The 14,670-nt window shown below is 48.4% G+C and carries 10 protein-coding genes; 5 read left to right on the forward strand and 5 right to left on the reverse strand.

Annotated features, from left to right (window positions below):
- The first annotated feature begins 204 nt into the window (after positions 1-204).
- The 3 genes from GWG06_RS19760 to GWG06_RS19770 all read left to right on the forward strand — a co-directional run bounded on the left by GWG06_RS19760 (position 205) and on the right by GWG06_RS19770 (position 5,266).
- A complete protein-coding gene (locus tag GWG06_RS19760) occupies positions 205-3,351 on the forward strand; it encodes a SusC/RagA family TonB-linked outer membrane protein (protein WP_160715391.1) in 3,147 nt (1,048 codons plus the stop codon).
- A 21-nt stretch (positions 3,352-3,372) separates the two neighbouring features.
- Positions 3,373-4,824, forward strand: coding sequence for a RagB/SusD family nutrient uptake outer membrane protein (locus GWG06_RS19765; RefSeq protein ID WP_160715393.1), 1,452 nt, complete (start codon positions 3,373-3,375; stop codon positions 4,822-4,824).
- A 235-nt stretch (positions 4,825-5,059) separates the two neighbouring features.
- Positions 5,060-5,266 (forward strand): class I lanthipeptide, encoded by a 207-nt coding sequence (locus GWG06_RS19770; protein WP_127038200.1) that lies wholly within the window; start codon positions 5,060-5,062, stop codon positions 5,264-5,266.
- Between the two features lie 146 nt (positions 5,267-5,412).
- On the opposite strand, the gene GWG06_RS19775 is transcribed toward GWG06_RS19770, so the two are convergent.
- A complete protein-coding gene (locus tag GWG06_RS19775; RefSeq protein ID WP_235938432.1) occupies positions 5,413-7,851 on the reverse strand; it encodes a TonB-dependent receptor in 2,439 nt (812 codons plus the stop codon).
- A 177-nt stretch (positions 7,852-8,028) separates the two neighbouring features.
- On the opposite strand from GWG06_RS19775, the gene GWG06_RS19780 reads away from it, so the two are divergent.
- A complete protein-coding gene (locus GWG06_RS19780; protein WP_160715395.1) occupies positions 8,029-8,487 on the forward strand; it encodes a hypothetical protein in 459 nt (152 codons plus the stop codon).
- Positions 8,488-8,573: 86 nt separating this feature from the next.
- Here GWG06_RS19780 and GWG06_RS19785 read toward each other — a convergent pair whose 3' ends face one another.
- The 4 genes from GWG06_RS19785 to GWG06_RS19800 all read right to left on the reverse strand — a co-directional run bounded on the left by GWG06_RS19785 (position 8,574) and on the right by GWG06_RS19800 (position 14,093).
- The gene (locus GWG06_RS19785; RefSeq protein ID WP_160715397.1) at positions 8,574-9,026 is read right to left on the reverse strand and encodes a hypothetical protein; all 453 of its coding nucleotides are present in this window, start codon (positions 9,024-9,026) and stop codon (positions 8,574-8,576) included.
- Positions 9,027-9,148: 122 nt separating this feature from the next.
- Positions 9,149-12,118, reverse strand: a complete 2,970-nt coding sequence (locus tag GWG06_RS19790) for a sensor histidine kinase (protein WP_160715399.1) — start codon at positions 12,116-12,118, stop codon at positions 9,149-9,151.
- Positions 12,111-12,914, reverse strand: a complete 804-nt coding sequence (locus GWG06_RS19795; protein ID WP_160715401.1) for a LytR/AlgR family response regulator transcription factor — start codon at positions 12,912-12,914, stop codon at positions 12,111-12,113. Before GWG06_RS19795 ends, GWG06_RS19790 begins: the two co-directional genes overlap by 8 nt.
- Positions 12,915-13,127: 213 nt before the next feature.
- Positions 13,128-14,093, reverse strand: coding sequence for an MBL fold metallo-hydrolase (locus GWG06_RS19800; RefSeq protein ID WP_160715403.1), 966 nt, complete (start codon positions 14,091-14,093; stop codon positions 13,128-13,130).
- Between the two features lie 178 nt (positions 14,094-14,271).
- On the opposite strand from GWG06_RS19800, the gene GWG06_RS19805 reads away from it, so the two are divergent.
- Positions 14,272-14,643, forward strand: coding sequence for a winged helix-turn-helix transcriptional regulator (locus tag GWG06_RS19805; RefSeq protein WP_235938434.1), 372 nt, complete (start codon positions 14,272-14,274; stop codon positions 14,641-14,643).
- Positions 14,644-14,670 lie beyond the last annotated feature (27 nt).

Raw genomic sequence — 14,670 nt, forward strand, 5'->3', positions numbered from 1 at the left:
CCTTGCCAGATTCAAATCACACAGAGAAGCCAGAATTCAAATCACTTAAAGCGAACAATTCGAATCACTAAAGAAACCAGATTTAATTGCTTAAAGAGAACAATAGTATCGTAATCTAAATCTAAGTACAGCTCAGAGCAAATACCGTGACTCATCTCCCCGGATGAGACAGGAGATCATTTATCTAAACCAAAATCCATAACAATGAAGAGAGTTCTACTTCTATTGATGCTGGTGTGTTCGGTAATAACCGGATTGCAGGCTCAAAACAGAACTATTACCGGTTCGGTAACAGACGCAAAATTTGGTAATCCTCTGCCTGGTGTAACAATACAGGTTAAAGGCGAGAAAACCGGAACCGTTACCAATGTCTCAGGTGCATTCACCTTGCTCGTGAAGGGACAAAATAATGTACTCCGTTTTTCATTTGTAGGTTACGAAGACCAGGAAGTAACACTGGGCGCAGGTTCTGACCTCCGGATTGCGCTGAAACCCAATGACAAGGTACTGGATGAAGTACTGGTAGTTGCCTACGGTACGCAGAAAAGAGCAACGTTTACCGGATCTGCTTCTGTCGTAAAAGCAGAAGTGCTGGCAGAAAGACCAGTTACCTCATTCGAAAAAGCCTTACAGGGTAATGTACCCGGTGTAACCGTACAAAGCGTGTCCGGCCAGCCCGGTGGCGCCACCACCATCCGCATCCGCGGTGTAGGCGGCTTTGGTACCAGCAGTAACGCTAATGCCAACAGCGCACCGCTGTATGTGGTAGATGGTATTGCCGTAGCTACCGGCGATTTTACACAGGCAACTACTACAGCTGATGTACTGGCTACCCTTGATCCTAAAGATATAGAAACCATCACCGTGCTGAAAGATGCTTCTGCTGCTGCATTGTACGGCTCCCGTGCTGCCAATGGCGTAGTCCTCATTACTACTAAAAAAGGTAAAATCGGCAGAATGAGTGTGAATGTAACCGGTAGCGGCGGTTGGTCCGATATCGCGGTAAAGAGACACGACTTCCTCAATGCACAGGACTATTTCAAATACTGGTGGGATTCCTACTATAACCAGAAAATAGCTGGCGGAGCTTCACCGGCTGATGCGGCTACACAGGCCAACACACTCACTATCGGTGCGCTGCAGGCCAATCCGTTCAACAACGCCAATCCTTATGGCGCTGATGGCAGGCTGAATGCCGGAACAGTTCAATACTATGATACCGACTGGAGAAACGCCGTAACCCGCACCGGTGTTACCCAGGATTATGGTATCAGTGTTTCCGGCGGTACGGATAAAACCACCTATTATTTCTCTGCCGGTTATTTTGATCAGAAAGGTGTGACGCTGGCATCTGACTTCAAACGTTATAATACTAAACTGAATCTGGAAACGAAAGTGACAGACTACCTGAAGTTTGGCGTATTCTCCACTTTCTCTTCTACAGATCAGAATACCCCTCCGGGTTCTACAGGTTCTGCTAACCCTATCTTCTTTGCTGACAGGATCGCTCCGGTGTATTCCCTGTACCAGCGCGATGCTAATGGTAATCCGGTTCCGGACCCATCAGGAAAAGGGCTGGCCTACAACTATATCAACCCGGTTATGAAAGATTATAACCCCGTAGGTTTGAGCAAATTGAATATCCACAACGTTAAAACGCTGAGAGCAATCCTCTCTGCTTACGGCGAAGTGTATTTCCTGAAATATTTCACCTTTAAATCACAGGTAGGCGCTGATGTAGTGGACCTGCGCGAAAGCCGCTACTACAACCCGCTGAACGGCGATGGTAAAGCAGTAAGTGGCCGCAGCAATAAATATGCACCGAGAGATACCAGAACTACCATTGTTAATACCTTGTCATTCGACAACCGTTACGACAGGCACCATGTAAACGTGCTGTTAGGCCAGGAAGCGTATAAATATGTTTATACTAACCTGACTGCAGGTTCTACCGGTTTCCCGTTTGAAGGTATCACTGAACTGGGCGCAGGTTCTACTGCCACCAACCCTTCATCAGACCGTACCGAGAAGAAATTCAATTCTTACTTCTCCCGTGTTAACTACGACTTTGACAGCAAATATATTTTATCTGCAAGTCTCCGTACAGACGGATCTTCCATCTTCGGCGACCAGAACAGATATGGTACTTTCTGGTCCGTAGGCGGCGCCTGGCTGATCTCCCGTGAGAACTTCATGAGCAGTACCGCCGGCTGGCTGAAAGAGCTGAAAATCAAAGGCAGCCATGGTCTGAGTGGTAGTGATAATATTGGCCGTTACGATCGTCTGGACCTGTATGATGCAGGCGCCAACTATAACGGTCAGGCAGGTACGAAATATACACAGCTGGGTAACCCCGCTCTCCGCTGGGAGCGCGCCATCACTACAGATGTGGGTATTGAGGCTTATTTCATCGACAGAATCCGTGTGGAAGCAGGCTACTACCGCCGTGGTTCTGAAGGATTACTGTTTGACAAGCCGCTTTCCATGACAACAGGTTTTGAATCTGTAAAAACCAACCTCGCCAAGCTGAACAACACCGGCTTTGAGGTAGCAGTGGATGCGAACGTGGTGCGTAATAATGATTTCACCCTCGACCTGGGCGCTAACATTACTACCAACAGAAACAAAATCATCTATCTGAGCGGCGCTGATTCCATCATCGCACCAACCGGCAGTAAACTCTGGCAGGTAGGTGGTAACCGTTATGAGTTCTTCATTCCGGAATACGCCGGTGTGGATCCGCAGGATGGTAAACCACAGTGGTACAGGAATGAAACGGATGCCAACGGTAACCTCACCGGCAAACGTATCACCACCAAGCAATATACACAGGCAAGCCGCTACAAAATGGGCAGCTCCCTGCCTAAATTCTATGGTGGTTTCAACCTGAGAGCTACTTACAAGGGATTTGACCTGAGTGCGATGCTGTTCTTCAACTACGGCAACAAGGTATATGATTCCTATCTGCAGGCGATCTCCAACGATGGCGCCAACAAAGGCACCAATATCGCGAGTGATGTAGCAGCCGGCGCATGGAAGAAACCAGGAGACATCACCGATGTACCACGCTTTGTAGAAAACAACGGGGACCTGGGTTCCAGTACTTCTTCCCGCTTCCTGTTTGATGGTTCCTATATGCGTCTGAAAACGGTGAACCTGGGTTACAGCCTGCCTAAAACGCTGCTGAACAAAGCGCACATCCAGCGCGCCAGAATTTACGTAGCTGCTGAGAACCTGTTCACATGGGCTAAACATAAAGGCATGGACCCTGAAATTGAGATAGACGGTTTCTATGGCAATGATATCCCTAACGTAAAAACATTTACAGTAGGTATTAACATTGGATTATAAACCACGTAAAAAAGTCAAATAATGAAGAAGAACTTATATATCACATATATACTGGCTGCGGGGCTCGCGATCTCCGGCTGTAAGAAATCTTATCTCGACACTTTACCTGCAACGTCGATTGAGTCCGGTGACGCTTTCACTTCGCCATCACGCGTAAATGCCGCTATGATCGGCTTGTATGACCTGATGCAGCCCAGCCAGTTTACCAACCACATCTTCCTGGTAACTGATGTGAAAGGAGGCGACCAGCTGATAAAAAGCTCTGGTAACTATAACCGTTTTGTTACTGAATACCAGTTTACAGAAGTAGCCAATGGCGGAACCGGTGCGCTCTCCTTTGTTTTCTGGAAGAGAGCATTTGAGATGATCTCCAGCTGTAACCAGGCCATTAACAACCTGCCTAAATCACCGATTGCAGAAGATGTGAAGGCCGACTATCTCGCTGAAGCCAGGGTATTAAGGGCATGGGCCAATCACCAGCTGATACGCCTGTATGCACAGCCGTATGCCGTAAATCCTAATGATCTGGGCATTCCTAAGGTAGACAAACCGCTGAAGGCAGAAGATCCTACGCCACAGCGCTCTTCTGTGAAAGATATCTACGCTTTCATGCTCGAAGACCTGAAATTTGCAGAACAGAACCTGTCCAAAAAGCGCAGCAACTCCTTCCGTATTACCATCAACGCGGTATACGCGCTGCAGGCGCGTCTGTACCTGGATATGGGAAACTGGACAGAAGCCAGCAGCTACGCCAAAAAAGCACGTACAGGCTTTCCGCTGGATGCGGGCGCTACCCTGCTGAAAGGCTTTGTGGATAAAACACCGGAATGGATATGGGGCCTGGACTACCGTACTGATGATAATACCTCCTTCCTGATGCTGGCCTCCTTCCAGGAACCTTATGATATTGGTTACAGTACTTTCCGTGCCTCCAAATCACTCTTCGCACTTTTCAGTGATAGTGATATCCGCAAAAAACAGTTCTATGTGAACCTGGATAAGGTGAATACCGGCGATGGCGATGCATTGCAACGTGATGATGTAGTGCTCACCGGAGATGGTTACCTGATGAACAAATTCTACTACAGAAGCACCCTCGATCTGGATATGCCGCTGATCCGCTCTGCTGAAATGTACCTGATCGAAGCGGAAGCGGAATCAGAACTGAATAACGCTGATGCGGCACAGACTGCCCTGTTCGAAGTGCAGAAAAGAGCTATCTCCGATGCGGTAAAATCTACCAACACCGGAGACGCGCTGAAAACAGAAATCGAAAACGAACGCAGAAAAGAGCTGTATGGCGAAGGCTTCCGTTTCTTCGATATCATCAGACGTAAGAAAACACTGGTAAGAACTGCCGCCGAACATTGGAAACCAATAAACATGGCTTCCGGTAACGGCCGTAATATATTACCTATCCCGCAGCGTGAAATTGATATCAGCCGCCTGGAACAGAATCCGGCTTATAAATAAATAGGCCATCAGCCGCAAAATGTAAAAGGGTGTCTCAGATTACTGAGACACCCTTTTACATTTTGCGGCGGCATACTTTTGTTATATTACACCTGCGTTAAAAATCCGCCCCCGGCAACGTCCCTGTCTTGCTTTGCAGCATCAGCTGAATCTGCCCGCAGGTACTGATCAGGCGCTGCTTTCCTGCTACGGCCTTACAGCAGCTTATCCTACCTTCACCATAAATTACAGCGTTATGAAAAAGCAACCTGTCAAAAAACTGTCCCTGAAAAAAATTAAGGTATCCGCCTTATCACCATCCCAGCAAATGGCCCTCCAGGGAGGCGCGTTAACAGAGGGCGCCTGTCCCAGCGCAGTAGTAATTTGTATCTCTTCTATTTGTCCCTCTGTCAGAACACTATGTGTAACGTATTGTGTGGTGCTGAGTTGCAGGGCGTGTTAAGGAAATTACGAATTACGAATTGCGAATTACGAATGTAGAAGCGAAGATTAAACCGAAGATTTAAGGAGATAACTATTACATATCTCTTTTCATCTTCGGTTTAATCTTCGCTTCTACATTCGTAATTCGCAATTCGTAATTCGTAATTAAAACCTAAAACTTACATTGGCAGACAACCGTCTTGGCATTTGTTTTTCCACAGTAGTCCATCCGCCGAAGTATTCTTTATTCGTGAGGTTGTCCAGTTTTAAGGCCAGGCGGTAGGCTTTGGCATTATAGAAAATGCTGGCATTGAGTATAGTGTAGGCAGGCAGTATGAACTGACCTGTTCTGAGATCGTTGGTGATGATGTTTTCGCTGGCATAGTTACCGCCTAAACCTGCGCCGAGTCCGTTGGCAGGGCCGCTGGGTATAGTATAGCTGATCCAGGCGTTGGCCAGGTGGGCCGGTCCTGCGGTGGTGGGTCTTCTTCCCAGCACAAATTTATCAGACTGCTCCATTTTGCTGTCATTGTAACCATAGCCGGCGATAATATTCAGGCCGGGCAGCGGGTTGGCGCTCAGGTCTACTTCTACGCCCTTACTGCGCTGGGAGCCATCCTGGATGCTGTAGTTGTATGGGGTGCCGTTGATGGTAGCGGAAGCTGTACGTACCATGTTTGTTACCAGGATATTGTAATAGCTGGCCGTCAGGTTCAGTTTGCGGTTGGCAGACTCATATTTCACACCACCTTCTATCTGGTTGGCCTGCTGCGGTTTGATGGTGATGGTCAGCTCCGGAGCAGTAGGTGCTGCCGGCGGCAGGTTCCGGAATCCGTTCATATAATTGGCAAACAGGCTCAATCTGTCTTTCAGTGGCTGGAAGATCAGGCCGAACTTGGGAGATACCGATGTCTGACTGTAAGTACCGGTGGTGGTCCCTTTCACAAAATCCTGCGTGCCTTTGGTATCAAAATGATCTACCCGGATGCTGGCCATGGCTATCAGCCAGTCAGTTACATTCAGCACATCGGATACGTAGGCGCTGTAGGTATAGCTGGTATTGGTATTCCAGATGGGAGCGCCTTTTGATGCAGCCAGTTTTGCATCTACAGATTGCCTGTTCAGTTGTATGTAGCGGGGATCCCTGGTGTTGACCGCGCTGAGGGAGTCGAACAGCAGATAAGGTGAATTGTTGTTATCCGTTTTGATGCTCAGGAAGTCGATACCGGCAACCACTCTGTTGCGCAGGGAGCCGATCTTAAAATCGCCGGTGAAATTCTGCTGTACATCTGTGGTAATGCTGGTAGATTGCTGGTGATAGGCAAAGCGGCTCAGGATGGAATCGTTCGGTGCCAGGTAAGGTGTACTGCCTGCATCCAGGAACATCACATAGGAGTAATATCCGCGGCTGCTGCGGTTGCTGCGGGATACTGTCGTCTGTGAGGTCCATTTGTCAGAGAGCTTGTAGTTGGCCTGTCCCATCACATTTACAGTAGGTGTTTTATAGGTGAGGTCATTACTGGTAAAGGAGCGGTTGAAGTCTATGCCCAGTTCTGCCGGCGTTTTCGCGATCAGCGGGCGTGCCCGGTTCAGGAATACCATTAGGGTGTTGGTGCTTTCTCCGTTATAGATTTCTGTATTCACGAGGAAAGACAACCGGTCGTTCACTTTGTAGGAAAGACTGGGCGCTACAAAGAAGGATCTTTTGAAACCGGCATCCTGGAAGCTGCCTTCATAGTGATAGGCAGCGTTGGTGCGCAGTAATACAGACTTGTCTTTTGTAAGCGGGGTGTTAATATCCGCGGTAAGACGATTCAGTCCGAAGGTACCACCGGTGTAAGAGAGCTCTCCGCCAAAAACGTCGTAGGGCCTTTTGGTGACGATATTAATCAGGCCGCCGAAAGAGATCAGGCTGCTGCCAAACAAGGTGCCGGAAGGCCCTTTAATGGTTTCAATCCGCTCAATATTGGCAGGGTCCATATTACCGTTGGAGATACCTGCAATACCATTGACCATAGATGGCTGTATACTGAAGCCACGCATGGAGAAATAGCCGGCCCCGTCTCCCGGCCTGCCGGTAGACGACCAGAGCCTGTTTACACCAGGTGCATTTTTCAGGGCATCATCTACGGTGGTAATCACCTGCTCTTTCATCAGCTCTTTGCTCACCACATTATATACCTGCGGATTCTCCAGGTTTTTGATGGGCAGGCGGGCTACGTAATCGCTTTCCTTCTTCATACGGTTCTGTACTCCCTGCACCTTCACCTCGCTCAGCTGGGTGTTGGACAACTGCAACCTGATATTCACCACTGCCGTGCTGCCTGCTGTTACGGTCACCTGTTGTTCTACGGCCTCATGCCCCATCAGCGACATCTGTAAGGTATAGCTGCCGGGAGCTACTTTACGGAAAACATATTCTCCCTTCTCATTGGCCACTGTTCCACGGTTGGTTTCTTTTATCTGTATGCTGACGAACGCACCCGGCTCTCCATCGCTGGTGGTAATAGTTCCTTTAATTGCCCCGGTGGCAGCCTGCTGGGCAGTAGCGGTAGTAACCAGCAGCATCAGCAGGGTTACCAGTTGCATCATTATCCGTACCATGATAAGTTTGATTTATTCAGATATGACGCGCAAGTTGGAAAGTATCAGGTGAATATGGTTCTCTGATCGGGAAAAATATTTATGTGATCGGGAAAAAGGAAGAGAATAGCAGATGGATATAGATTTGGGGAAATGACGATGAGCGAAAGTTCTGTATTTTTAATGATCTGAATAAGTATGCGAAATCCCGTCAGACGTAATCGAAATATAGGAACCCCGCAGCAAGGGTATGGCAGAAATAATAAACTCACTATTCCCAGCCTTCTTGCGGATGAAAGGAGTTTTTGTGAGCGGCTGGGCAGCTATGAAAAGACCGATAAGGTAATCAATGGACACACTTTCACTTTCATAACTGAAGAAGCACGTTTGCCGTTAAGCCATGCCTGTACTGTAAATGATGTAGAAAGAATGATCAGCTATATTCCTCCCGCGGACTATGGTTCATTGAAATTCATCGTCTTCAGACAGCCAAGGCGAAAAGAGGAGATCATATCTCCGGTATGGGGCCGGCTGCGATATGCCTACCTGTTTGAAAAGGAGATCTTTCCCGCTGTATTGCTGGAATCAGTAGATTATTGCGCGATGGCTGGAGCAGATATAAATAATTGCGAATTACGAATTACGAATTACGAATGAAAAGCGAAGATATAAGCGAAGAAGTTCATTATCCGCTCAGATCTTCGCTCCTCATTCGTAATTCGCAATTCGTAATTCGCAATTATCTATTCCAGTATGTTGCACGCAATCACCAATATATTCCCGCTGGTCGTAGTAGAGTTATAAGCTCCGTCTAACTCATAATACCTGCTGTAGGTATACGTTGCGGTGCCGGTAGGATGTACTCTTTTGTTCAGGAATTCAGTTCTGCAGGCGGCGGAAGGAAAGGCGAGCCATCCTCTGTAGGTGGCCGGCGATGTCAGGGCTGTTAAGCCGGGATTGGCATAGGCTACAGGTATCTCATTGGCCAGCCAGCTGCTTTCGGCGAAGGTAAGGTCTATCATCGGTGGCAGCGGTCTCCATTTAAGCAGGTAGTAGGTCTCCAGGGGAGGTTGCACGGTTTTGGTGGCATGACGGTGGCCGCCGTTGCCGGCAACGCCGTGAATACTCAGCATGGCTGCTGCTGCCAGCAGCAGGGCAACAGGGAATCTTTTCAGGTGTAACATTTTCATTTTCATGTGGGAGGAAATTTTTGTAAAAAGACAAATTCCACAGAGAGAATTTTAGGATGAACCTACCTGAATCGATGCCGGTTATCAAAAAAAATTCAGCAACGGTAGTCTTTCCTTCAGCAATGGCATCAGCTGCCAGCTTCCGGCGGATCGAGGTAAATGCGGATGACTGCTATCGTGCCGGCTTGTTCAGGTAATTCCCGGATATGAAAGGTAATATGTTGCTGATGTAATGTTTTTAATTTCGCCAGCCGCTTTTCCATATTGCCCAGGGCAAAGGAGGTTGCAGCTGCAGGCCGCTGTTCAAGGGATTTGCCAATGCCGATACCATTATCCCTGACTTCTATCAGTAGCAGATCATCTTCTTCATATATCCGGATATGCACCAGGTTATCCGGGTGTGGCCGTGGCAGCAGACCATGACGGATACTGTTTTCTACGAGTGGCTGAATCAGCAGGGGAGGGATGCGTATAAAATCAGGATCTACATTTTCATCCATCTCAATACTATAATTGAAGCTGTCTTTAAACCGCAGCTTTTCCAGCCGCAGGTAATTGGTCACCAGATCCATTTCTTTCTGTAACGTGATGCGCTCCTGAGAGATATTCAGCATATTCTGCCGCACCAGATCGGCGAAGATACGCAGGTATTCATTGGCGGTCCGCTTGTTGTCATCGTTAATCAGCCCCTGTATATTATTCAGGCTGTTAAAAATAAAATGCGGATTCATCAGCGCATTCAGCACTTTAAACTCGGATTGCAGAAATTTCATTTCTGTAATATGCACCTGCTCCCGCTTGCGCAGAAAATATTTTATAAGATAGCGGACAGACAGATACAGCAACAGCAGGGCGCTGAGTACGGCGGCCAGCATAAACCACCAGCTGGCCCAGAAGGGTGGCGTGATCGTGAACTGCAGCATGGCAGGAGCGCTTCTCTCGCCGGACAAACTCTTGCTTCTCACTTTTATCGTATAGACGCCGTAAGCCGGCGCCAGCAGGTTGATCTTTTCTTCGTTCAGCTCCTGCCAGTTGTCGTTGTGCTGTCCGGATACGCTGTATTCATAGGCCAGCTGCTTATGTCCGAAGCCGGGAGCGGTAAACGATACTGTTATATTCCTGCGCGCATGGTAAGGAATATGTATATGCCCCGAATGCATGGCGTATACGCTGTCCTGCACTTTTACCTGCATGAAAACAGGCACGGGAGGTACAGTATGGATCAGCAATTGCTGCAGGGGGATACTGGTGATATGGCCGTTACGGAGAAAGTAACAGGTGCTGCTGTCTGCACTCACATAATCCGCTTCCTCCGGTATAAAAGGATGCTCCACTGTATGTATCCGGTAGCCGGATGGAAGCAACGTTATCATGCGGTACTGATTGCTGGTCTTTAACAGCACCCGGCTGCGATTCAGTCTGTAAGCCCGGTTCCAGATGGTATTATGTCCGGTAACACTATCGGTTTTTACTTTTCCGTAGATGTCATGGCAGATGAGCAGCTTATTCTGATGCGTCCAGCCGATCAGGCAGGAATCATAAATATAAAACCGCTTGAACGCCATATTATTGAACTGTGGCAGGTTTACGGCGCTGGCGCCGGTAATTTTAAACATGCTGTCTATGGTAGTATACCACAGTTGCTGCGCGGCATCTTTTGCCATAGCGTAGATACGTTTCCCGGAGGGATTCAGCGGCAGAGATGTTAACTCGGAAACGCCCGTACGCGCAGAGTGTGCGCGGTCTATCCGGAATATTCTGGAACCGGTATATACGAAATAAATCCAGCCGGGTGTGGCGCTAATGAATTTAATCCCATCGGCAGACAACATAGGGCTGGCATGGGGCTTCGCCGTTTTCTCGGTGGGAATGTAACGTTGCTGTATAACGGGCACGGATGTATGCAGCCGGCTGATAAGCAGATGGTCATGGCCATACAGGCTGTTAAATACCAGCGAATCATCCAGGAAGAAGCCGGGTTCGGACCGGTACCTGGCTGAGTGCCCGCGGAGGGCGCGGTAGTCCAGGAGCAGCGCCGTACGCCCCTTGCTGCTGCGATAGAAGTTGTTGTTGTCTGTTACAAAAAACAAGACTCCTTTGTCTGTAAATGCAAACCTGGCTACGCCGCTGAAACAGTTCCTGTCCACTTGCGTGTATTGCAGGTCCTGGTTGAGGCAATACACGCCGTTCAGTAATGTACTTATCCAGTAATTGCCGGCAGCGTCTGTTGTAATAGCGGTGATCTTTTTCCCGGTGAGCAGGCGTCTGGTGTGATTAATCACCAGGCCGTCTTCGGTGCCGACAAGCAGGTTCTTTCCGTCAGACAGGTAACACCTGGCGCTCTGCAGCGGATAAGTTCCTTTCGGGAAGCGTTGTGTAACCTGGCCTGTAGTATTGTAGATGGCGTCGGCAGTGAGGTAATGATTTTCCTGCCCGCACATGATCGGGTTGTAGTGGCCGGAAAATGGCAGGGGTTCTTCCGACAGAATATTCCCGTTAACGTCTATACGAAAACGTTGCCGGTCGCAGATGATTTCAAAAACGATGGCGGATAATTTACGGCTGGCAACAATGCGTTTGCGCACGTGCATCCGCGCATTGATCTGCTGCAGTGGAACTTTCAGGTAGTGCTCTCCCCGGATGTTTAACAGGTAATTGTTATCATACGGGTAGATAGAAAAGCTGCTGTCCTGTTCCAGCTGCATAGCTCCGTTGATATAGCTGCGCGATAGCCGGCGAAGGAAAGGAGAATTGCCGGTATTGTAAAAAACACCATCCCGGTAATAGGATAATGCACCGGTAAAAGACATGAACCAGCACCGGTTGTCGGCATCTTCGCGAATGATAAATATCTCGTTATCCGGCAGGCCATCATGTGTGGTGAACGTTTCAAAGTGAATGCCATTGTAGCGGGTTACTCCTCTGTCGGTGGCAAACCACAGCAGTCCCTTATGATCCCGGTAAATGCTGTATACAATATTGCCGGGCAGTCCGTTGTCGCGGGTATAGTGCAGGAAAGGCAGCTCCCTGGCCGCTGTGGTAGCGGGCAGGAAAGCCAGGCAACATATGGCCGGGATCATGTACAGATATTTATTCATCAGCAAATGAGTTCATCTGCAGAAAAGATCTGAAACCGGTATATCTTCTGCGACCAATGGGAAGCCGGAACGATTCATGTATGACCACCATGGGGGCGTCTGCAATTTCGATCTGTTTCAGGTGCAGGCAGTTGACCAGGTAAGATTTATGAATGCGGTAGAATAATGCGGCCGGCAGCAGTTCTTCATAGGTGGCGATAGAATGACTCATCATGATGTGTTCTGCTGCACCGCGTTTCAGGAAATAAATTCTGGAGTAGCTGGTCTGCGCTTCCACATACAGGATATCTCTGAAATCAACCACTTCCCAGCGGTTCTTATCTTTCAGGATGATCTGGTGCTGCCGTGCGCCGGGTGTGGCCTGCTTCGCCAGTTCGCTGTACTGCTGGCGGTTTTTATCAGGCAGTTGTTTATAGGATACGCGTTCACGCAGCTTTTTGACGGCATCCGTCAGCTCCTGTATGTTGACAGGTTTAAGCAGATAATCAATTGCGTTCAGCCGGAAGGCCCTGATAGCATACTCGTCGTAGGCAGTCACAAAAACGATTTCAAAATCGGGGATGGGTATACGCTCCAGGAATGAAAAGGCATTCTCCCCCGGCATGTCTATATCTAGGAAAACGGCGTCAGGCCGCAGGCTGTCTATCAGCTGGCCGGCTTCCTGTGTGTTATGAGCCATATCGATATGCAGACAAGGATCCACGAAGGTGAGCAGTAGGTTTTTAAGGTTGCGGCAGGCTTCTGTTTCATCATCTACAATGAGGATACTGAGGTGGTTACTGGAATTACGCATCATGGGTTAATTTCTGTTTTAAGCGATACTCCTGAGGTAAAAGGGTCGTTCTGACAGGTTCAATAGTATGTTAAGTTAAATAAATTTTATTATTTGGTTATTTGATTATTTGAGATTTGATGGGGATTTATAGATTTTGTAATTGCTAAATCAAGCATTACAAAATCTATAAATCCCCATCAAATCTCAAATAATCAAATAATAAAATAATAAAATTTACTGTCCGTTGCCGGAGTTACTATAGTTGATTGGTATCCACCGGAATTTTCCGTTTTCTTCGCGGAGGTGGCCTATGCCAGGGAAGGAGAGGTGGTCTGCGGCGATCCAGTAACCGTCGCGTACGGCTTCCCGGAATGCCTTTATCCGTGCTGCTGCGGCAGCTTTGGGATCTATATCAAATTCAATGGTGACGCCAGGATCTGCAAACTGAACGGGTCCTACATGGATAATATCTCCCCAGAACATTATTTTCTGTCCTTTACTAGCGATGGCATAGAAGGTATGTCCTGGTGTATGTCCGGGCGTAGGTACCGGCGTTATACCGGGAAACAGCTCTCCGTTGTAATCGAAGAGTTTTACTTTACCGGCTTTTACATAAGGCCCCACTTTGGTGAGGGCCTCTGTAAAATATTTTTTCCGGCTGGCGGGCGCCTGTTCCATGGCCTCTTTGCTCAGCCAGAAACCGGCTTCTTTACGGCTGATGTACAGGGTGGCGTTCGGAAATACCATACGGTCGCCTTCCATCAGGCCGCCGGTATGATCGGTGTGGATATGCGTAATCAGGATGGCTTCAACCTGTTCCGGCGTGTAGCCGGCAGCTCTGATGCTGGCAGACAGATGTCCCAGCGTAGGGCCGAGCAGTTCTGCGGTACCGGCATCCACCATATAGAGGTGATTACCGGTTCTGATCAGGTAGGCGTTGACAGAAGTTTCTACCGGCTGCGTCTGGAAATAACTGGATAGGGCAGCGTCTATCTGTCCCGGATGTGTGTTGAGCAGCAGCTTATCTACCTGCAGGGGGATGGTGCCGTCGGAAAGGGCGGTGATTTCGAAATCGCCCAGCGTCATGCGGTAATATCCCGGTTGTGGCAGCGGACGGGGCATTTTATCCTGTGCTCCGGCGTGTAAAAATGTTGATATAGTCACAATACCTGCGTACAGGAATGATGTCAGCTTCTTCATATTTGTAATTTTTATAGGTGTTGGTCTGTCTGTAGTTGCCGGCAGCGACAGGATGTTGTTTTGCTGCTGCAAAGTTGAAGGGAACAGGGATATTTAACAAGTACGTACCACTTTATCCCTATGCGATAATTTCCCCCCATAGGTACTTACAGGTAACATTGTTGTAATTTTGCTGCAAATGATGAGGAAGATGTATGAAAGAAAAATTCCCCTCGAAATGAGTTGTGGCATGGTGGTGATTATGGAAACCATTGGCGGTAAGTGGAAGCCTTGCCTGATATACAATATTTCCAAAGGTATCCGGCGGCCGGGAGAACTGCAGCGGTGCAGCCCCGGAGCATCGAGGCGCGTGCTGAATCAGCAGCTCAACGAGCTGGAACAGAGCGGGATTGTACGGAAGGTGATCTATGCAGAAATGCCGCCGCGGGTAGAATATTATCTGACAGAAAAAGGGCATTCACTGTTACCTGTTATTGCAACAATGGAAGCGTGGGGCGCACGTTTTATAGAAGAAAAGGAACCTGTTGCTGCTACGCCGTTGTTACAATAATGAAAGCGGCTGCCCCGCAGGAGACAG

Origin of the sequence: Chitinophaga solisilvae, from assembly GCF_009928525.1 — a bacterium.
GTDB classification, from domain to species: domain Bacteria; phylum Bacteroidota; class Bacteroidia; order Chitinophagales; family Chitinophagaceae; genus Chitinophaga; species Chitinophaga solisilvae.

Bases quoted from the DNA above. Each gene is read 5' to 3' on its own strand.
- GWG06_RS19795 (WP_160715401.1), bottom strand. From the start codon at position 12,914: ATGATGCGTAATTCCAGTAACCACCTCAGTATCCTCATTGTAGATGAT.
- GWG06_RS19775 (WP_235938432.1), bottom strand. From the start codon at position 7,851: ATGGTACGGATAATGATGCAACTGGTAACCCTGCTGATGCTGCTGGTT.
- GWG06_RS19770 (WP_127038200.1), top strand. From the start codon at position 5,060: ATGAAAAAGCAACCTGTCAAAAAACTGTCCCTGAAAAAAATTAAGGTA.
- GWG06_RS19785 (WP_160715397.1), bottom strand. From the start codon at position 9,026: ATGAAAATGAAAATGTTACACCTGAAAAGATTCCCTGTTGCCCTGCTG.
- GWG06_RS19765 (WP_160715393.1), top strand. From the start codon at position 3,373: ATGAAGAAGAACTTATATATCACATATATACTGGCTGCGGGGCTCGCG.
- GWG06_RS19760 (WP_160715391.1), top strand. From the start codon at position 205: ATGAAGAGAGTTCTACTTCTATTGATGCTGGTGTGTTCGGTAATAACC.
- GWG06_RS19805 (WP_235938434.1), top strand. From the start codon at position 14,272: ATGATGAGGAAGATGTATGAAAGAAAAATTCCCCTCGAAATGAGTTGT.
- GWG06_RS19790 (WP_160715399.1), bottom strand. From the start codon at position 12,118: ATGAATAAATATCTGTACATGATCCCGGCCATATGTTGCCTGGCTTTC.
- GWG06_RS19780 (WP_160715395.1), top strand. From the start codon at position 8,029: ATGCGAAATCCCGTCAGACGTAATCGAAATATAGGAACCCCGCAGCAA.
- GWG06_RS19800 (WP_160715403.1), bottom strand. From the start codon at position 14,093: ATGAAGAAGCTGACATCATTCCTGTACGCAGGTATTGTGACTATATCA.